The sequence below is a fragment of the Streptomyces sp. NPDC002623 genome (assembly GCF_053592635.1).
Genome location: NZ_JBSFWB010000003.1, coordinates 22,297 through 37,690, shown reverse-complemented (window position 1 = coordinate 37,690; position 15,394 = coordinate 22,297). Strand labels below are relative to the sequence as shown.

Sequence of the window (15,394 nt, the reverse complement as noted above, 5' to 3'; positions counted from 1 at the left end):
CAACCCGCTTTTAAGTGCATGTGCATGTAAGTAGTCTGGTGGGCATGTCGATCTCGATCTCCTTCCCCGACTCCGTCCGTGCTCTTCTCGACGGCAAGAACTTCGCCGGCGTCGCCACCCTCGGCCCCGACGGAGCCCCGCAGAACTCTGTGGTCTGGATCAAGCGCGAGGGCGACACCGTCCTCTTCTCCTCCACCGACCGCCGTCAGAAGGTGCGCAACCTCCGTCGTGACGCCCGCGTCAGCCTCTCGGTCTTCGATCTTGCCGACCCGTACACCTCGGTCGAGATCCGCGGCCTCGCCGAGATCCTCCCGGACCCGGACAAACGGCTCCCGCACGAGCTGTCGCACGAATACCTCGGCATCGACCCGCCCGCGGAGAAGGAAGACGAGGTCCGCGTGATCGTCCGGATCGTCCCGCACAAGATCGTGGGCTTCTCCGTCTGAGAGCCTCCGCGCGCCGTTCCGGCACCGGCGTCGCCTTCCGGGTGCGGGCGCCTGGCCGCGCGGCGAGAATGTAGGGCGCCGGGACTAGCGGCGCCCGCCCGCGCCGCGCCGGCTGTCCGGCACCGGGAGGCACTTCATGACCACCGCCGCAGACATCATGCACCGGGGCGCCCAGTGGATCCCCGCCCACGAGACCCTCGACCGCGCCGCCCAGCTGATGCGCGACTTGAACGTCGGGGCACTGCCCATCAGCGACCAGGACGAGCGGCTCTGCGGCATCCTCACCGACCGGGACATCGTCGTCGGCTGTGTGGCCATGGGCCACGACCCCGCAAAGGTCACCGCCGGCGAGATGGCCCAGGGCACACCACGCTGGATCGACGCGGGCGCCGACGTCGGCGAGGTGCTCCAGGAGATGCAGGACCACCAGATCCGACGGCTGCCCGTCATCGAGAACAAGCGCCTCGTGGGCATGATCAGCGAGGCCGATCTTGCCCGGCACCTGCCCGAGGACCAGATCGCCACCTGGGCCGGGAACGTCTACGCCAGGACCGGCCCCGCCCGCCACTGACCACCGTCACGGACCGCCGCGACTGATCACCGTCACCCGACCGCTGTGACTGACCACCGTCACCGGCCGCCGTCACGGGCGTGGTCGCTCAGAGCCAGCCGTTGCGCCGGAAGCCGCGGTACAGGACCGAGCAGGCGACGCCTATCACGCCGATCACCAGGGGGTAGCCGAACCTCCAGTGCAGTTCCGGCATGTGGTCGAAGTTCATGCCGTACACCCCGCACACCATCGTCGGCACGGCGATCACCGCGGCCCAGGCCGTGATCTTCCGCATGTCCTCGTTCTGCGCGACCGTGACCTGCGCCAGATGCGCCTGCAGGATCGAGTTGAGCAGTTCGTCGAAGGCGGCGATCTGCTCCGTGGCCCGCAACAGGTGGTCGGAGACGTCCCGGAAGTACGCCTGTATCTCTGGATCGACCACCCGGGTCGGCCGGTCCGCGAGGTCCAGCAGCGGACGGCCGAGCGGCACCACCGCCCGCTTCAGCTCCAGGAGTTCACGCTTGAGCTGGTAGATGCGCCCGGGGTCCGCACGTGCGCCGTCCGCCGCGAACACGTCCGTCTCGACCTGGTCGATGTCCGCCTGCACCGAGTCGATGACGTTGAGGTAGTCGTCCACCACGTGGTCCGCTATCGCGTGCAGCACCGCCGACGGGCCTTTGGCCAGCTGAGCCGTGTCGGACTCCAGCTCCTCGCGCAACGGGCCGAGCGAGCCGTGCCGTCCGTGGCGCACCGTGATCACGAAGTCCCGGCCGACGAACACCATGATCTCGCCGGTGTTGACCACCTCGCTCGTCGCCGTGAGCTCCTCGTGCTCGACGTAGCAGACCGTCTTGAACACCGCGAACAAGGTCTCGCCGTACCGCTCGACCTTCGGCCGCTGATGGGCCTCGACGGCGTCCTCCACCGCCAGCGGATGCAGCTCGAAGAGCTCGGCGATGCCCGCGAACTCGTCGTTCGTCGGCTCGTGCAGACCGAGCCACACAAAACCGTGGCCGTTCTTGCGCACCCGTTCCACGGTGTCGACCAGATCCCCGCCGCGCAGTGCCCGGACGCCGCCCTGGTACGTCACGCAGTTCACCACCGAGGACCCCAGCGGGGATCGTGAGTGGTGACTCAGGTCGACCCGCGGCAGCCGCCGGGACAACCGAGCCACCCTGCGCAGGCCGCCGCCCCTTCCCAGGCCGGTGACCTTCCGCAGATTCCCTGCCATGGTCATCTGGGTCTCCTTGTGTGGATCTCCTCGCGCCGCATATTTGCGCCCTGGCGCGCCAGTCTGCCAGGCCCGCGTATGCCCTGGGTAAGCCTGTGGAAACGGGAGGTTCCGTTTTGTTCCCGCCTGTGGACGACGGGAACTTCGGACTGCTCACGAGACCGGCCGCACGCCCTTGCGGGCACTGATCCCGGCCGCGTCGACCACGTCCGGCAAGCGGGACTGCTGGGATGATCGCCGTATGACGCGATCCGACGGGTACCTGCTCGACAACCGGCAGCCGGAGGCGGGGGAACGCTTCGACGCCTTCGCCGCTCTCTTCGACCCCACGACGTTCCGCCACCTCGAAGGGCTCGGGATCGGACCCGGATGGCGCTGCTGGGAGGCCGGTGCCGGCGGCACCTCCGTGGTGTCCTGGCTGGCGAAGAAGGTCGGCCCGACGGGCAAGGTCCTCGCGACCGACATCGACACCTCCCGGCTGACGTCGGTCGCCCGCCCGCCGGTCGACGTACGCGTCCACGACCTCGGCACGGACGAGCCGCCGATGGAGGGCTTCGATCTGATCCACACCCGACTCCTCCTGGTCCATGTGCCGGACCGGGAGCGGGCGTTGACGTCGATGGTCAAGGCCCTGCGCCCCGGCGGACGGCTCCTCGTCGAGGACGCCGACCCCGCCCTGCAGCCCCTGCTCTGCCCCGACGAGCACGGCCCCGAACAGCAGCTGGCGAACCGTCTGCGCCACGGCTTCCGCAAGCTCCTCGCCGGCCGGGGCGCCGACCTCTCCTACGGCCGCAAGCTCCCGCGGCTGCTCCGTGAGGCCGGGCTGCGCCGGGTCGAGGCCGATGCCTACTTCCCCATCACCTCGCCCGCCTGCGCCGCGCTGGAGTCCGCGACGGTCCGCCAGATCCGCGACGAACTCGTCAGGGCAGGCCACGCGACCGACGAGGACATCGACCGCCACCTCGCGAACGTCGCCTCCGGCAGCATGGACCTGGCGACGGCGCCGATGATCTCGGCATGGGGGCGAAAGGGGTAGAAGAGGCAGAAGGGGGTCGGCTCGGCGCCCTCAGCCGACGTGGACAGGGTGAGTCGTCGACGCCGTGTCGCCGTCGCCCGCCGTGGCCGGTCTGCCGCCCACCTGCTCCACCGCCCGAGCCCCCGCCCGACACCCCTGCACCGCCGCGTCCCGGACATCGGCGCCCGTGAGCAGCGCGGCGAGGAACGCTCCCGTGAAAGCGTCGCCGGCGCCCGTGGTGTCCCGGGGAGCCGCCGGAGCCGCGGGTACATGGGCGAGCACGGTGCCGTTCCGGGCCACCAGAGCGCCGTCCGCCCCCTGCTTGGACACCACCAGCGGAACATGCCGGCTCAAGTCGGCCGCCGCATCCGCCCCGTCGAGCAGCCCGGTGAGCAGAGCGGCCTCGTCGCGGCTCGGCAGCAGCACGTCCACCCCCTCCACCAGGGTCAGGAAACGCTCGACGCCCAGTTCCACCAGAAAGCCCGCCGACGCCGGATCCAGACTCACCGGCACACCGTGCGCGCGTGCCGACGCCGATGCCCTGCGTACGAGCGCCCGCCCGGACTCCGAGAACAGCAGGTAGCCCGACAGATGCAGTCGGCCGACCCCGTCCAGGAGGGCGTCCGACCAGTCGTCGGGTTCGAGCCGCAGGGCCGCGCCGCTGTCCGTGAGGAACGTCCGCTCGGCCGCGGCATCCGTGTCGACCAGACAGATCACCGTCCCGGTCGCCGCCTCCGGGTCGACGACGAGACGGGGCCGCACCCCGCAGGCGGTCAGCTCCCGTTCGTGCCAGGCCGCGGAGTCCGCGCCCACCCGGCCGAGCAGCCGCACGTCCGTACACCCCCAGTGAGCCGCCCAGCAGGCCACGTTGGCGCCCGCGCCGCCCGGCAGGGTTCGGATCACCGAGGCCGTGTCCGTCCCGGAGGCCAGCGGGCCCCGATACCGGGCGATGACGTCCGTCACGACGTCCCCGACGACCAGCAGCGCCCCGCCGCCCGGCGCGCCCCCGCCGCCCTGCGCGCCCCGGTCGTCGGATCGCCCGGTGCCGTCGGGCCGCCCGGTCATGCCTGGGCCCACGCCGTCGCGATCCCTGCCGCCAGCCGTACGTTGCCGCGCACCGCCGCCAGATTGGCGCTCAGGGACGCGCCGTCGGTGTGCCGGACCAGATAGTCGAGCAGGAACGGCGTGACGCCCTGGCCGCTGACCCCGGCCTCCTCGCACGCGTGCAGCGCATCGGCGAGCACACGCGTGTGCAGCTCGGGATCCAGCTGCTCCTCCTCGGGAACCGGGTTGGCGACGATCAGCGCCGACCCGGGCGCCCCGAGCGCGTCCTGGGCCCGCATCACATCGGCCACCTGCTGCGGGGTGTGCAGCGTCCAGTCCACGGGATGCCCCGAGTCGGACAGATAGAACCCGGGGAAGCGGTCGGTGCCGTAGCCGGCGACCGCGACTCCCAGCGTCTCCAGCCGCTGCAGGGTCGCCGGCACGTCCAGGATCGACTTGACCCCCGCGCACACCACCGTGATCCGGGTGCTCGCCAGCAGCCCCAGGTCGGCCGACTCGTCCTGGGTGAGCGTCCACTCCCGGTGCACCCCGCCGAGCCCGCCCGTCGCGAACACCCGTACCCCCGCCAGCGCCGCCAGCAGCGCCGTCGCCGACACCGTGGTCGCCCCGCTCGCCCCCGAGGCCACCGCGAGCGGCAGATCGCGATGGCCCAGCTTGCGGAACCCGTCCTCGTTGGCGACCCGCTCCAGCTGCTGCTTGTCCAGGCCCACATGGGGCCGTCCGTCCAGCACGGCGATCGTCGCCGGCACGGCGCCCTGCGCACGTACGACCGCCTCCAGCTCCAGTGCCACCTGCAGGTTGCGCGGGCGGGGCAGCCCGTGCGAGATGATCGTGGACTCCAGGGCCACCACGGGTCGACGCGCGTCAACCGCGTCCCGCACCTCTTCCGACACCACCAGCACCACGCGCCCGCCTCCTGTCCGTCGGTCTCCTCTCATCTCTGGCAGCCGACGCACCCGGTCAAACCCTTGCGACCTGTGGGGGACGCCACCAGCCTGGGTGGCATGACCGACAACACGGCACCCGGCACGACACGACTCGACCACGTCGTCCTCTGGGTGCGCGACCCGATCGCCGCCGTCGACTTCTACGAGAAGGCCGTCGGCCTGGAGCCGGTGAGACTCCCGGAGTTCACCGCCGGCGAAGAACCCTTTCCCTCCGTACGCGTCAACGAGGAGGCCCTGCTCGACCTCATGCCGTTGTCGATGGCGGAGCGCATGAAGATGCTCCCCGGTGCCGCCGACAGCTCCGGACACCCCGTGAACCACGTCTGCCTCGCCCTCCCACAAGGCGACTTCGACGCCCTCCGCACCCGCCTCGAGGAGCGCGCGGTCCCCGTCTCGGACGTCTCGCACGGCTCCTTCGGCGCCCGCGGCGAGGCCGAGCGCAGCTTCTACTTCCGCGACCCGGACGGCAACGTCGTCGAGGCACGCCACTACGACTGACGCACGCCGGTCGGGCTGTCGGCAGCAGCGGTCCCGCTCCCTTCCCCGCTCCCCTTTCCGCTCCGGCGGCTCCTGCTGCGGGTGAGCAGCACCAGGGCGGCGAGCGGGACGAGCAGACCCGCCGTGGCCAGGTTGAGCCACGCGTAGCTCGCCTGCGCGACCACGAGCCCGGCGATCGCTCCGCCGACGCCCGCCGAGGTGTTCATGGCGAGGTCCGAGAGCCCCTGGGCGGCAGCCCGCGCGGACTGCGGCACCGCGTCCGTGAGCAGCGCGGAACCGGACACCAGCCCTGCCGACCAGCCCAGGCCGAGCACGAACAGCGCGGCCGCGATCTGCCCGTGGCTGTCGCCGGCGGTCCCCGCCAGGAACAGCGCAACGGCCAGCAGCCCCGCCGCGAGCCCCGCCACCGAGAGCCGCCCCACCCGGTCCGCCAGCCGGCCCATCAGCGGCGCGAACGCGTACATGCCCGCGATGTGCCCACTGATGACCAGCCCGATCAGATCGATGCCCGCGCCATGGTGGGCGAGGTCGACCGGGGTCATCGACATGACCGAGACCATCGCCGTGTGCGACACGGTCACCGTCACGAGTGCCAGCCGCGCGCGGGGAGAGGCGGCGACGGCCGTCAGCCCGGCGCGCAGGGAACGGGCTTCCGGGGTCCGCTCCTCCTCCGGCGCGAGCGCGCGGGCCGTCAGCAGCGGGTCGGGGCGCAGCAGCACGCCCACCACGACCGCCGCTATGACGAAGATCCCGGCCGCCCACAGGAAGGGGCCCGCCGTGGCGGGTATCCCGAGCCCGGTGACGCTCCGGCCGGCGGGCGCGGCGATGTTCGGGCCCAGGACCGCGCCCAGGGTCGTCGCCCACACCACGTTCGAGATGGCCCGGGCACGGTGGTGCGGCTCGGCCAGGTCTGCGGCGGCGAACCGGGCCTGCAGGTTCGCCGAGGAGGCCGCGCCGAAGGCGGCCAGGCCGCACAGCAGCAGCGGAAAGCTGCCGACCCGCGCCGCCACCACGACGACACCGGCGCCGAGGGCGCCCACCAGGTAGGCGAGCACCAGCCCCGGCCGCCGCCCGCGCGCGGTCATCAGCGCGGCCATCGGCATCGACAGCACGGCCGTGCCGGTGACGGTCGCGGTGGGCGCGAGCCCGGACAGCGCGTCGGTGCCGCTGATCTGCCGGGCCAGCACGGTGGCCAGCGCGATGCCGGTGGCGACGCCGAGCCCGCCGAGGATCTGACTCGCGACCAGCACCGCCGTCGTACGCCGCCGCAGGGCGGGCAGACGATCGGCGTCGACGGGCCCCACGGCGGCGCGCCCGACGCCGGTCACGGCTCGTGCCTGACCGCTGCGCGGCCGAACCGGCGCGCGGAGAATGTGGTCATCGGCGCAGTCTCCCCCCTGCGGTCCGCGCCGCCCAGACCCCCTGCGGAGGCGGATCAGGACCGTCGTCCGGAAATCAGAACAGCGGTTCGGGCAGAACCCCTTCGAGCGCCAGCAGCTTGCGCTTGGTCTCCAGACCGCCGCCGAACCCGCCGAGGCCGCCGTCGCTCTCGACCACCCGGTGGCAGGGCACGACGACCGGCAGGGGGTTGGAGCCCATGGCCACGCCCACCGCCTGCGCCGCCCCCGGCTGCCCCACCCGCCTGGCCAGATCGCCGTAGCCGACGACCGCCCCGTACGGGACTCCGGACGCGAGCTCGCGCAGCACCTGCCGGTTGAATCCCGAGATCAGGGACCAGTCCAGCGGTAGCTCGAAGTCGCGTCGCTCACCCGCGAAGTAGGCCTTGACCTGCTGTATCGCCTCGGCCAGCAGAGGGGAGTCGGGCGCTTCGACGGGCTCCGTGCCCAGTCGGCTCGCGAGCCGGCCGAGCGTCTGGTCACGCACGGTGTCGTCGGCGTGGAACACGACGTTGAGCAGACCCTCGTGGGTCGCCGCCAGCAGCAGCGGACCGATGTCGGTGCCGACGACGGTCCACACGACCTGCTGCTCGTACTGCCCATGGCTGTCCATGCGCCCACCGTACGACCTGCCACTGACAACGCCCCGGGGCCGCCGCCACGCCCTCGGACGTCAGTACCAGTACAGGGCTCGCCGCACCACCTCGGGCTTGTCGGTGATGATGCCGTCGACGCCGTACCCGGCGACGGTCCGTGCGGTCACGGCGTCGTCGACGGTCCAGACGAAGACCTCCATCGGCGCGCCGTGCGGTCCGGTCAGCGCGTGCACGGCCGATACGTACTCCTCGGACAAGGAGGTGTACGACGGATTGATCATGTCGGCGAAGTCCGTGTACCGGTGCAGGTCCGCGACGGCCGGCACACCGAGCAGACCGGTCCGCACCCCCGGCTTCGACTCGTGCACGATCCGCAGACAGTCGGCGCTGAAGCTCTGCACGATCAGCCGGTCGGCGAGGTGCCGCCCGTCGAGCCAGCCCTCGTTGCTCAGAAGCTTCAGGGTCTGCTGCTCGATCCCCGGATACAGCTCGGGGTTCTTGATCTCCAGGAGCAGCTTCTGGTGGTTGCGCCCGACCCGGTCGACGTACTCCTGCAGCGTCGGCACGCGCGCGCCCGCGTACGCGGCACCGAACCAGCTGCCCGCGTCGAGCCGTGCGATCTCGGCCGCAGTGAAGTCCCTCACCTTCCAGGGAGCGCGGCCGGGAAACACCTCCTCGGCGTCGGTCGTCCGGCGGAGACTGTCGTCGTGGATCACCACGAGCTCGCCGTCCTTGGTGCGCTGGACGTCGTTCTCCACCCACCGGATGCCCAGCGCGGCGGCCTCGTCGACGGCCTCCAGTGTGTTCTCGGGAGCCAGGGCGGAAGCGCCCCGGTGGGCGATCACCGAGGGCCGCAGGGCGATGCCCGCCCGCGCGTCGGGGACGGGGAGCAGGAGGGCGACGGTGCCGAGGACGGCGGTGGCCATGGCGACAGCTACGCGTGCGTGCATGCGTACTCCTCGCGTCGGGCGATCACGTACAGCTCAACTGTGACAGCAGAGGGTCGACGACGGCGAAGTGCAGGATGGCCACAGAATGGAGGGAGACGCCCGACGCCGCTCACCGGTGCCGCACATGTGGGGTAAGGGCGTGTTTCTTTGCCGGAAAATCGTTCGACCATTCCGGTGGGAGTCATACTCTCTCTCAGCCTTGACCGCGCTCAGCGGTCCTGGGAGGGGCGTTTCAGGAAAATCGAGCAACAGGGCGAAGGGCAACCGCGCATGCAAGGCACGGTCGACGGTTTCAGCTACGGACTCGTCACACCGCTGGTGGCCTACCTCATGGCCTGCCTCGGCGGTGCTCTTGGTCTGCGCTGCACCACCAGAGCCCTGCTCGTCGCCCAGACCTGGCGCCCCGGGTGGCTCGCCCTCGGCTCGGCGGCCATCGGCTCCGGCATCTGGACCATGCACTTCGTGGCGATGATCGGCTTCACGGTCGAAGGCGCGCCGATCCACTACGACAAACCCCTGACCTTCGCGAGCCTGGGTGTCGCCATCCTGATGGTGGGCATCGGGATCTTCATCGTCGGCTACAAGGGCGCGACCGGATCCGCGCTCTTCACCGGAGGCACCATCACCGGCCTGGGCATCGCGTCGATGCACTATCTCGGCATGGCCGGAATGCGATTCGACGGCAAGCTCGAATACAACACGCTCACCGTCGCCGCCTCCGTCGCCATAGCCATGGCCGCAGCCACCGCCGCCCTGTGGTCCGCGGGGCAGGTCAGGGGCTTCCTGTGGAGCGTCGGCGCCAGCCTGGTCATGGGGCTGGCCGTCACCGGCATGCACTACACCGGCATGGCCGCCCTCAGGGTCCATCTGCACACGGCCAAGGTCCCGACCGCGGGCGACTCGCCCGCCGCGCTCCTCGCGCCGATGCTGATCGGCCCCCTCGCCTTCCTCTGCCTCGCGGGCTTCGTCGTGGTGTTCGACCCGCTGATGGTCATGGGCAAGCCCGACTGGACCCCCGCCGAGCACAAGCCCGGCGTCCCGGCGCACCCGCCGGCCGCGCACCCGTCACGCCGCTCCCAGCTCCACAACCGCCGCAAGGTGACACACCGCGACTCCCGAACCCCCCAGAACCGCTGACCCCGCCAGCTCCGCGAGCCTGCTTACGAGGAGCCGCGGGGCCGTCCCCCGGCCCCCCTGACAGGCAGCCACGCCACCGCCGGGGGACCGCCGGGCAGGCCTGGAAGTCCCGGGCCGGACGCCGTGGACCCCAGTTCGACACCCGCGAGGCCGTCGGATCGGACGTCGCGGACCTGCGGGTCCGGACGCCGTGAAGCGGCTGGACCGGCCCCTCCAACGCAGTGGGCCGGTCCCCGGACCCCCTGATCGGCACCCGCCAAGCCGCCGGGCGGGGGCCTGCGGAACCCCGGGCCGGACTCTGCGGAGCCGCCGGGGCCGGGTCCTGCGGAACCGCCCGGCCTGCCCCGCTGAACCTCGGGCCGGGCCCCGCGAAGCTTTGGGGCGGGGCACTGGAAGGCCTGATCGGAGCCCGTTGTCAGTGGGGGGCCGTACGGTGGATGTCATGCGGCCCGTTTCCCAGATCGAACGCACGGTGGCGCCCTTCGAGGTCGTCAGCTCCTACCAGCCCAGCGGTGACCAGCCGGCGGCCATCGCCGAGCTGGCCAAGCGCGTCGAGGCAGGTGAGAAGGACGTCGTCCTGCTCGGCGCGACCGGCACCGGAAAGTCCGCGACCACCGCGTGGATGATCGAGAAGCTCCAGCGCCCCACCCTGGTGATGGCCCCGAACAAGACCCTGGCCGCCCAGCTGGCGAACGAGTTCCGCGAACTGCTGCCGAACAACGCGGTCGAATACTTCGTCTCGTACTACGACTACTACCAGCCCGAGGCGTACGTCCCGCAGTCGGACACCTACATCGAGAAGGACTCCTCGATCAACGAGGAGGTCGAGCGCCTGCGCCACTCCGCGACCAACTCGCTGCTCACCCGGCGGGACGTCGTGGTGGTCGCCTCCGTCTCCTGCATCTACGGCCTCGGCACCCCGCAGGAGTACGTGGACCGGATGGTCCCCCTCAAGGTCGGTGACGAACTCGACCGGGACCAACTGCTGCGCCGCTTCGTAGACATCCAGTACACACGCAACGACCTGGCGTTCACCCGCGGCACCTTCCGGGTGCGCGGCGACACCATCGAGATCTTCCCGGTCTACGAGGAACTCGCCGTCCGCATCGAGATGTTCGGCGACGAGATCGAGGCCCTGTCCACCCTGCACCCGCTCACCGGCGAGATCATCAGCGACGACGAACACCTGTATGTCTTCCCGGCCACCCACTACGTCGCGGGACCCCAGCGCCTCGAACGGGCCGCCAACGACATCGAGAAGGAGCTCGGTGAGCGCCTCGCCGAACTGGAGAAGCAGGGCAAGCTCCTGGAGGCCCAGCGCCTGCGGATGCGCACCACCTACGACCTCGAGATGCTCCGCCAGATCGGCTCCTGCTCCGGCGTGGAGAACTACTCGATGCACTTCGACGGCCGCCTGCCCGGCTCCCCGCCGAACACCCTGCTGGACTACTTCCCGGACGACTTCCTGCTCGTCATCGACGAGTCCCATGTCACCGTCCCGCAGATCGGCGCCATGTACGAGGGAGACGCGTCCCGCAAGCGCACCCTCGTCGACCACGGCTTCCGGCTCCCCTCCGCCCTCGACAACCGCCCTCTGAAGTGGGAGGAGTTCCAGGAGCGCATCGGGCAGACCGTCTATCTGTCGGCGACCCCCGGCAAGTACGAGCTCTCCCGCGGGGACGGCGTCGTCGAGCAGATCATCCGCCCCACCGGCCTCATCGACCCGGAGGTCGTCGTCAAGCCCACCGAGGGCCAGATCGACGACCTGGTGCACGAGATCCGGGAGCGCGTCGAGAAGGACGAGCGGGTCCTGGTCACCACGCTCACCAAGAAGATGGCCGAGGACCTCACGGACTACTTCCTCGAACTCGGCATCCAGGTGCGCTACCTGCACAGTGACGTCGACACGCTGCGCCGTATCGAGCTGCTGCGCGAGCTGCGGGCCGGCGAGTTCGACGTGCTGGTCGGCATCAACCTGCTCCGGGAGGGCCTCGACCTGCCCGAGGTGTCCCTGGTGGCGATCCTCGACGCCGACAAGGAGGGCTTCCTGCGCTCCGGCACCTCGCTGATCCAGACCATCGGCCGCGCGGCGCGCAACGTCTCCGGCCAGGTCCACATGTACGCCGACAAGATCACCCCGGGCATGGAGCGGGCCATCGAGGAGACCAACCGCCGCCGGGAGCGGCAGGTCGCCTACAACACGGCGAACGGCATCGACCCGCAGCCGCTCCGCAAGAAGATCAACGACATCGTCGCGCAGATCTCCCGCGAGGAGGTCGACACGGAGCAGCTGCTCGGCTCCGGCTACCGCGCGAAGAAGGACGGACGGGGCACCAAGGCCCCGGTGCCCTCCCTCGGCGACAAGGCGGCCAAGGGCGCCAAGTCCAAGGCGGCCAAGGGCGCCAAGTCCAAGGCGGCCAAGGGCAAGGCGACGGTGCCGACGGACCGCCCCGCGGCCGAACTCGCCGAGCAGATCGAGGAGATGACCGAGCGCATGCGGGCCGCCGCCGCGGACCTCCAGTTCGAGGTCGCCGCCCGGATCCGCGACGAGGTCTCCGAAATGAAGAAGGAACTGCGCCAGATGAGAGAGGCGGGTCTGGCCTGACGGGCTCGTGCGGTTGCTGTGCCCCGGCCACGCACTCGCTGTGTTGCAAGACCGACACAAAGTGCGGGCCTGGGTACGGCACTGTCAGTGCTTTTGCGTAGGGTTTCCGTCAACCGCGGGCGCCGCGGCAACAGGGGACAGTTCGAGAGGGGAATCAGCGCGTGACCGTCAACATGACCAAGGGTCAGGCCATCAGTCTGCAGAAGAACGACGGGGGCAGCCTGACTGCGGTGCGCATGGGTCTCGGCTGGCAGGCGGCCCCGCGGCGCGGCCTGTTCGGCTCGCGGACCCGGGAGATCGACCTCGACGCCTCCGCCGTTCTGTTCGCGGACAAGCAGCCGGTCGACGTCGTCTTCTTCCGTCACCTGGTGAGCGACGACGGCTCGGTCCGTCACACCGGTGACAACCTCGTCGGCGGTGTCGGCCAGGGCGGCGACGACGAGGCGATCCTCGTCGACCTCTCGCGCGTTCCGGTCCACATCGACCAGATCATCTTCACCGTGAACTCCTTCACCGGTCAGACGTTCCAGGAGGTGCAGAACGCCTTCTGCCGTCTGGTCGACGAGACCAACGGCCAGGAGCTCGCGCGCTACACGCTCGCGGGCGGCGGCGCCTACACGGCCCAGATCATGGCGAAGGTGCACCGGGTGGGCGGCGGCTGGAACATGACGGCCCTCGGCACCCCGGCCAACGGCCGCACCTTCCAGGACCTGATGCCCGCGATCCTGCCGGCGCTTTAAGGCGCACGAGCGGCACACGACGACACCGACACACGCGACGCAGGGGGACGACAGGCGATGACGGCCGAGCTGGCGCGGGGGCAGAACCACCCGCTCTCCCAGGTCCGGCTCGAGATCCGGGTCTCGGCCGGCAAGCCCGTCGCGGCGGTGGCCACACTCGGCGACGAGACCGGCAAGATCCACGGCGTCGAGTGGGTGGTGCACCCGGGCGTGCCCGCACTGCCCGGGCTGGAGGTCTCCCGGCAGGCGGCCGCCGACCACCGGCTCGCGGTGGATCTGGACGCCATGCCGGCGGCCGTGCACCGGGTCAACATCCTGCTCGCGCTGCCCACGGGGGTCGGGGGGCCGGCCAGTTTCGGCTCCCTCGCCTCCCCGTTCGTCGCGGTCACCGGCCTCGACGGCACCGAGATCGCCACCTACACCATCACCGGCCTGGAGGCGGAGTCGGCGGTCGTCGCGCTGGAGCTGTACCGGCGCCAGGGCGCCTGGAAGGTGCGCGCCGTCGGTCAGGGCTACGCGGGCGGTCTCGCCGAACTCCTCGCCGACCAGGGCCTGTCGCAGGCGCACCAGCTCGCGGCCGGCATCAACGATGCCGTGGCCCAGGGCCTGGCCCGCTCGGTGCCGGCCCCGCCACCGCGTACGGCCGACGCCGACCGCTCCCGGCAGGCGGCCGCGTCCGCGCTCGGCCCGGACCAGAGCGGCTCGCCGTACGGGGCACAGGGCGCTCAAGGCGCCCAGAGCGGCACCGGTCCGTACGGGGCCGCCCAGAACCCGCAGGGACCCTCGGGGGCGGGCTATCCGCCGGGCTCCGCGCCGGGCGGCCCGGCGGACCCGGCCGCCACCCAGCCGACGCCGGCCCCCTCCACGGGCGCTCCGATCGACTACAGCCACCCCCGTCGGCGGAACGCGGCTCCGCCCCCGCCGCCCACCGCGCCCCCGGCACAGCCCGGGCAGCCCGCCCGGCCCGTGGCGGGCGACGCGACCGGCTGGTCCATGGAGGAGCGGCTCTACAACCAGGCCTGGGGCATGTTCGAGGACCTGGCGCGTGCCGCCGCCGCTTTCCGCAGCGCGGTCGACTTCGCGGACACGCGGATGGAGAAGGAGCTCGACCAGGTCCTGTCCGACCCGCGCAGCAGGATCGGCGGCCAGGGCGACGCCGCCCGCGAGGCCGCGCAGGCGAAGTACGGCCAGCTCGTCGACCAGGCCCGGGAGGCGCTGGACCGGGATCTCGCCCAGCTCGCCGCCGAGGCCGAGGTCGTCGAACCGGCACTGCCCGCGGCGTTCGCGCGCTGGGACAGCCCCGTCTGGCACGCCTACCGCGTCCCCATGGAGATGCCCATGGCCCTGCGCCTGGGTGATCTTCACCTGCCCGAGAGCGAGCCGCTGCGCGTCCCGATGCTGGTCCGGCTCCCGCTGGAGCGCGGCCTGTGGATCGACAGCGGGCGCATGTCGTCGTCCGACGGATCGTTCGCCGACTCCCACGAACTGCGCCGCCTCGCCATGGAGTCGGCGGTGGCGCACACGGCCCGGCTGCTGGCCGTGCATCCGGCCGGCGAGTTCACCGTGCATGTCATCGATCCGGCCGGTTCGGGCGCCCGGGAACTCGCACCGCTGGTGCAGAGCGGGGTGCTCGCGGGTCCGCCCGCGGTCGGCGCGGCAGGCGTCGCCACGGTCCTCGGCCGGCTCACCGAGCGCGTCGACCTCGTGCAGATGGCGGTGCGCGGCGGCGCGGCCGACTCGCTCCCTCCCGGGTTCGACACGTCCCAGCAGCTCCTGGTCGTCAACGACTTCCCGCACGGCTTCGACGACCGTGCCGTGACCCAGCTGCGTTATCTGGCGGACGAGGGCCCGGCGGTCGGCGTGCACCTGATGATGGTGGCCGACCGGGAGGACGCCGACGGTTACGGTCCGTTGCTGGACCCGCTGTGGCGCGGGTTGCTACGGCTGACGCCGGTACCGGACGATCACCTCGCGGACCCGTGGGTGGGACACGCGTGGACGTACGAACCGGCCCTGGTGCCGCCCGGCAGCCGGGTGCTCCAGCAGGTCCTCGCCCAGCTGGCGATGGCTCGCCCCAAGAACACGTAAAGGACCCTGACCAGGGAACTTGGTCTTTCTTTTGCCAATCGCTTTACCTTTTCTTGGTGGTTGGGGTACTGTTTTCCTCACGGAGGGGAGTACTCCCTGCTGCGGCGTACCCGTCAATACGGATCAGAG

Annotated in this window: 14 protein-coding genes; 8 read left to right on the top strand and 6 right to left on the bottom strand. The window is 71.3% G+C overall.

Translation table 11 applies throughout. The features are described 5' to 3' along the window. The first annotated feature begins 44 nt into the window (after positions 1-44). Positions 45-446, top strand: coding sequence for a PPOX class F420-dependent oxidoreductase (locus tag ACWD4O_RS05865; RefSeq protein ID WP_451277825.1), 402 nt, complete (start codon positions 45-47; stop codon positions 444-446). Between the two features lie 136 nt (positions 447-582). Then, on the top strand, positions 583-1,017 hold the full coding sequence (locus ACWD4O_RS05860; protein WP_451277823.1) for a CBS domain-containing protein: 435 nt from the start codon (positions 583-585) through the stop codon (positions 1,015-1,017). 88 nt (positions 1,018-1,105) lie between these two features. Here the strand turns inward: ACWD4O_RS05860 and ACWD4O_RS05855 are convergent, their stop codons facing one another. After that, positions 1,106-2,233, bottom strand: coding sequence for a magnesium and cobalt transport protein CorA (locus ACWD4O_RS05855; RefSeq protein WP_451277821.1), 1,128 nt, complete (start codon positions 2,231-2,233; stop codon positions 1,106-1,108). A gap of 235 nt (positions 2,234-2,468) precedes the next feature. Between ACWD4O_RS05855 and ACWD4O_RS05850 the strand changes: the two genes are divergently transcribed. Next, positions 2,469-3,263 carry a methyltransferase gene (locus ACWD4O_RS05850; protein ID WP_451277819.1) on the top strand — a complete coding sequence of 265 codons (795 nt, stop codon included), beginning with the start codon at positions 2,469-2,471 and terminating at the stop codon, positions 3,261-3,263. 30 nt (positions 3,264-3,293) lie between these two features. Here ACWD4O_RS05850 and ACWD4O_RS05845 read toward each other — a convergent pair whose 3' ends face one another. Both ACWD4O_RS05845 and ACWD4O_RS05840 read right to left on the bottom strand, forming a co-directional pair. Then, the gene (locus tag ACWD4O_RS05845) at positions 3,294-4,307 is read right to left on the bottom strand and encodes a carbohydrate kinase family protein (protein WP_451277818.1); all 1,014 of its coding nucleotides are present in this window, start codon (positions 4,305-4,307) and stop codon (positions 3,294-3,296) included. Then, on the bottom strand, positions 4,304-5,209 hold the full coding sequence (locus ACWD4O_RS05840; protein WP_451278501.1) for a pseudouridine-5'-phosphate glycosidase: 906 nt from the start codon (positions 5,207-5,209) through the stop codon (positions 4,304-4,306). Before ACWD4O_RS05840 ends, ACWD4O_RS05845 begins: the two co-directional genes overlap by 4 nt. A 102-nt stretch (positions 5,210-5,311) precedes the next feature. On the opposite strand from ACWD4O_RS05840, the gene ACWD4O_RS05835 reads away from it, so the two are divergent. Continuing rightward, entirely contained in the window at positions 5,312-5,752 is a 441-nt protein-coding gene (locus ACWD4O_RS05835; protein WP_451277816.1) for a VOC family protein, read from the top strand. Here the strand turns inward: ACWD4O_RS05835 and ACWD4O_RS05830 are convergent. From ACWD4O_RS05830 to ACWD4O_RS05820, 3 genes are all read right to left on the bottom strand, one after another. Continuing rightward, positions 5,743-7,080 (bottom strand): MFS transporter, encoded by a 1,338-nt coding sequence (locus ACWD4O_RS05830; protein ID WP_451277814.1) that lies wholly within the window; start codon positions 7,078-7,080, stop codon positions 5,743-5,745. The two genes, ACWD4O_RS05835 and ACWD4O_RS05830, sit on opposite strands and share 10 nt — an antisense overlap. Before the next feature lie 127 nt (positions 7,081-7,207). Then, positions 7,208-7,762 (bottom strand): methylated-DNA--[protein]-cysteine S-methyltransferase, encoded by a 555-nt coding sequence (locus ACWD4O_RS05825; protein WP_451277812.1) that lies wholly within the window; start codon positions 7,760-7,762, stop codon positions 7,208-7,210. A 60-nt stretch (positions 7,763-7,822) separates the two neighbouring features. Next, the gene (locus tag ACWD4O_RS05820; protein ID WP_451277810.1) at positions 7,823-8,695 is read right to left on the bottom strand and encodes a glycerophosphodiester phosphodiesterase; all 873 of its coding nucleotides are present in this window, start codon (positions 8,693-8,695) and stop codon (positions 7,823-7,825) included. 270 nt (positions 8,696-8,965) lie between these two features. On the opposite strand from ACWD4O_RS05820, the gene ACWD4O_RS05815 reads away from it, so the two are divergent. The 4 genes from ACWD4O_RS05815 (at position 8,966) to ACWD4O_RS05800 (ending at position 15,265) form a co-directional block, all read left to right on the top strand. Then, positions 8,966-9,832 carry an MHYT domain-containing protein gene (locus tag ACWD4O_RS05815; protein WP_451277808.1) on the top strand — a complete coding sequence of 289 codons (867 nt, stop codon included), beginning with the start codon at positions 8,966-8,968 and terminating at the stop codon, positions 9,830-9,832. A gap of 442 nt (positions 9,833-10,274) precedes the next feature. Further along, entirely contained in the window at positions 10,275-12,437 is a 2,163-nt protein-coding gene (gene uvrB / locus ACWD4O_RS05810; protein WP_451277806.1) for an excinuclease ABC subunit UvrB, read from the top strand. Positions 12,438-12,598: 161 nt separating this feature from the next. Then, positions 12,599-13,177 (top strand): TerD family protein, encoded by a 579-nt coding sequence (locus tag ACWD4O_RS05805; RefSeq protein WP_358806774.1) that lies wholly within the window; start codon positions 12,599-12,601, stop codon positions 13,175-13,177. A 57-nt stretch (positions 13,178-13,234) separates the two neighbouring features. Continuing rightward, a complete protein-coding gene (locus ACWD4O_RS05800; RefSeq protein WP_451277804.1) occupies positions 13,235-15,265 on the top strand; it encodes a TerD family protein in 2,031 nt (676 codons plus the stop codon). Positions 15,266-15,394: the final 129 nt, after the last annotated feature.

Bases quoted from the DNA above. Each gene is read 5' to 3' on its own strand.
- ACWD4O_RS05865 (WP_451277825.1), top strand. From the start codon at position 45: ATGTCGATCTCGATCTCCTTCCCCGACTCCGTCCGTGCTCTTCTCGAC.
- ACWD4O_RS05860 (WP_451277823.1), top strand. From the start codon at position 583: ATGACCACCGCCGCAGACATCATGCACCGGGGCGCCCAGTGGATCCCC.
- ACWD4O_RS05855 (WP_451277821.1), bottom strand. From the start codon at position 2,233: ATGACCATGGCAGGGAATCTGCGGAAGGTCACCGGCCTGGGAAGGGGC.
- ACWD4O_RS05850 (WP_451277819.1), top strand. From the start codon at position 2,469: ATGACGCGATCCGACGGGTACCTGCTCGACAACCGGCAGCCGGAGGCG.
- ACWD4O_RS05845 (WP_451277818.1), bottom strand. From the start codon at position 4,307: ATGACCGGGCGGCCCGACGGCACCGGGCGATCCGACGACCGGGGCGCG.
- ACWD4O_RS05835 (WP_451277816.1), top strand. From the start codon at position 5,312: ATGACCGACAACACGGCACCCGGCACGACACGACTCGACCACGTCGTC.
- ACWD4O_RS05825 (WP_451277812.1), bottom strand. From the start codon at position 7,762: ATGGACAGCCATGGGCAGTACGAGCAGCAGGTCGTGTGGACCGTCGTC.
- ACWD4O_RS05820 (WP_451277810.1), bottom strand. From the start codon at position 8,695: ATGCACGCACGCGTAGCTGTCGCCATGGCCACCGCCGTCCTCGGCACC.
- ACWD4O_RS05815 (WP_451277808.1), top strand. From the start codon at position 8,966: ATGCAAGGCACGGTCGACGGTTTCAGCTACGGACTCGTCACACCGCTG.
- uvrB (WP_451277806.1), top strand. From the start codon at position 10,275: ATGCGGCCCGTTTCCCAGATCGAACGCACGGTGGCGCCCTTCGAGGTC.
- ACWD4O_RS05800 (WP_451277804.1), top strand. From the start codon at position 13,235: ATGACGGCCGAGCTGGCGCGGGGGCAGAACCACCCGCTCTCCCAGGTC.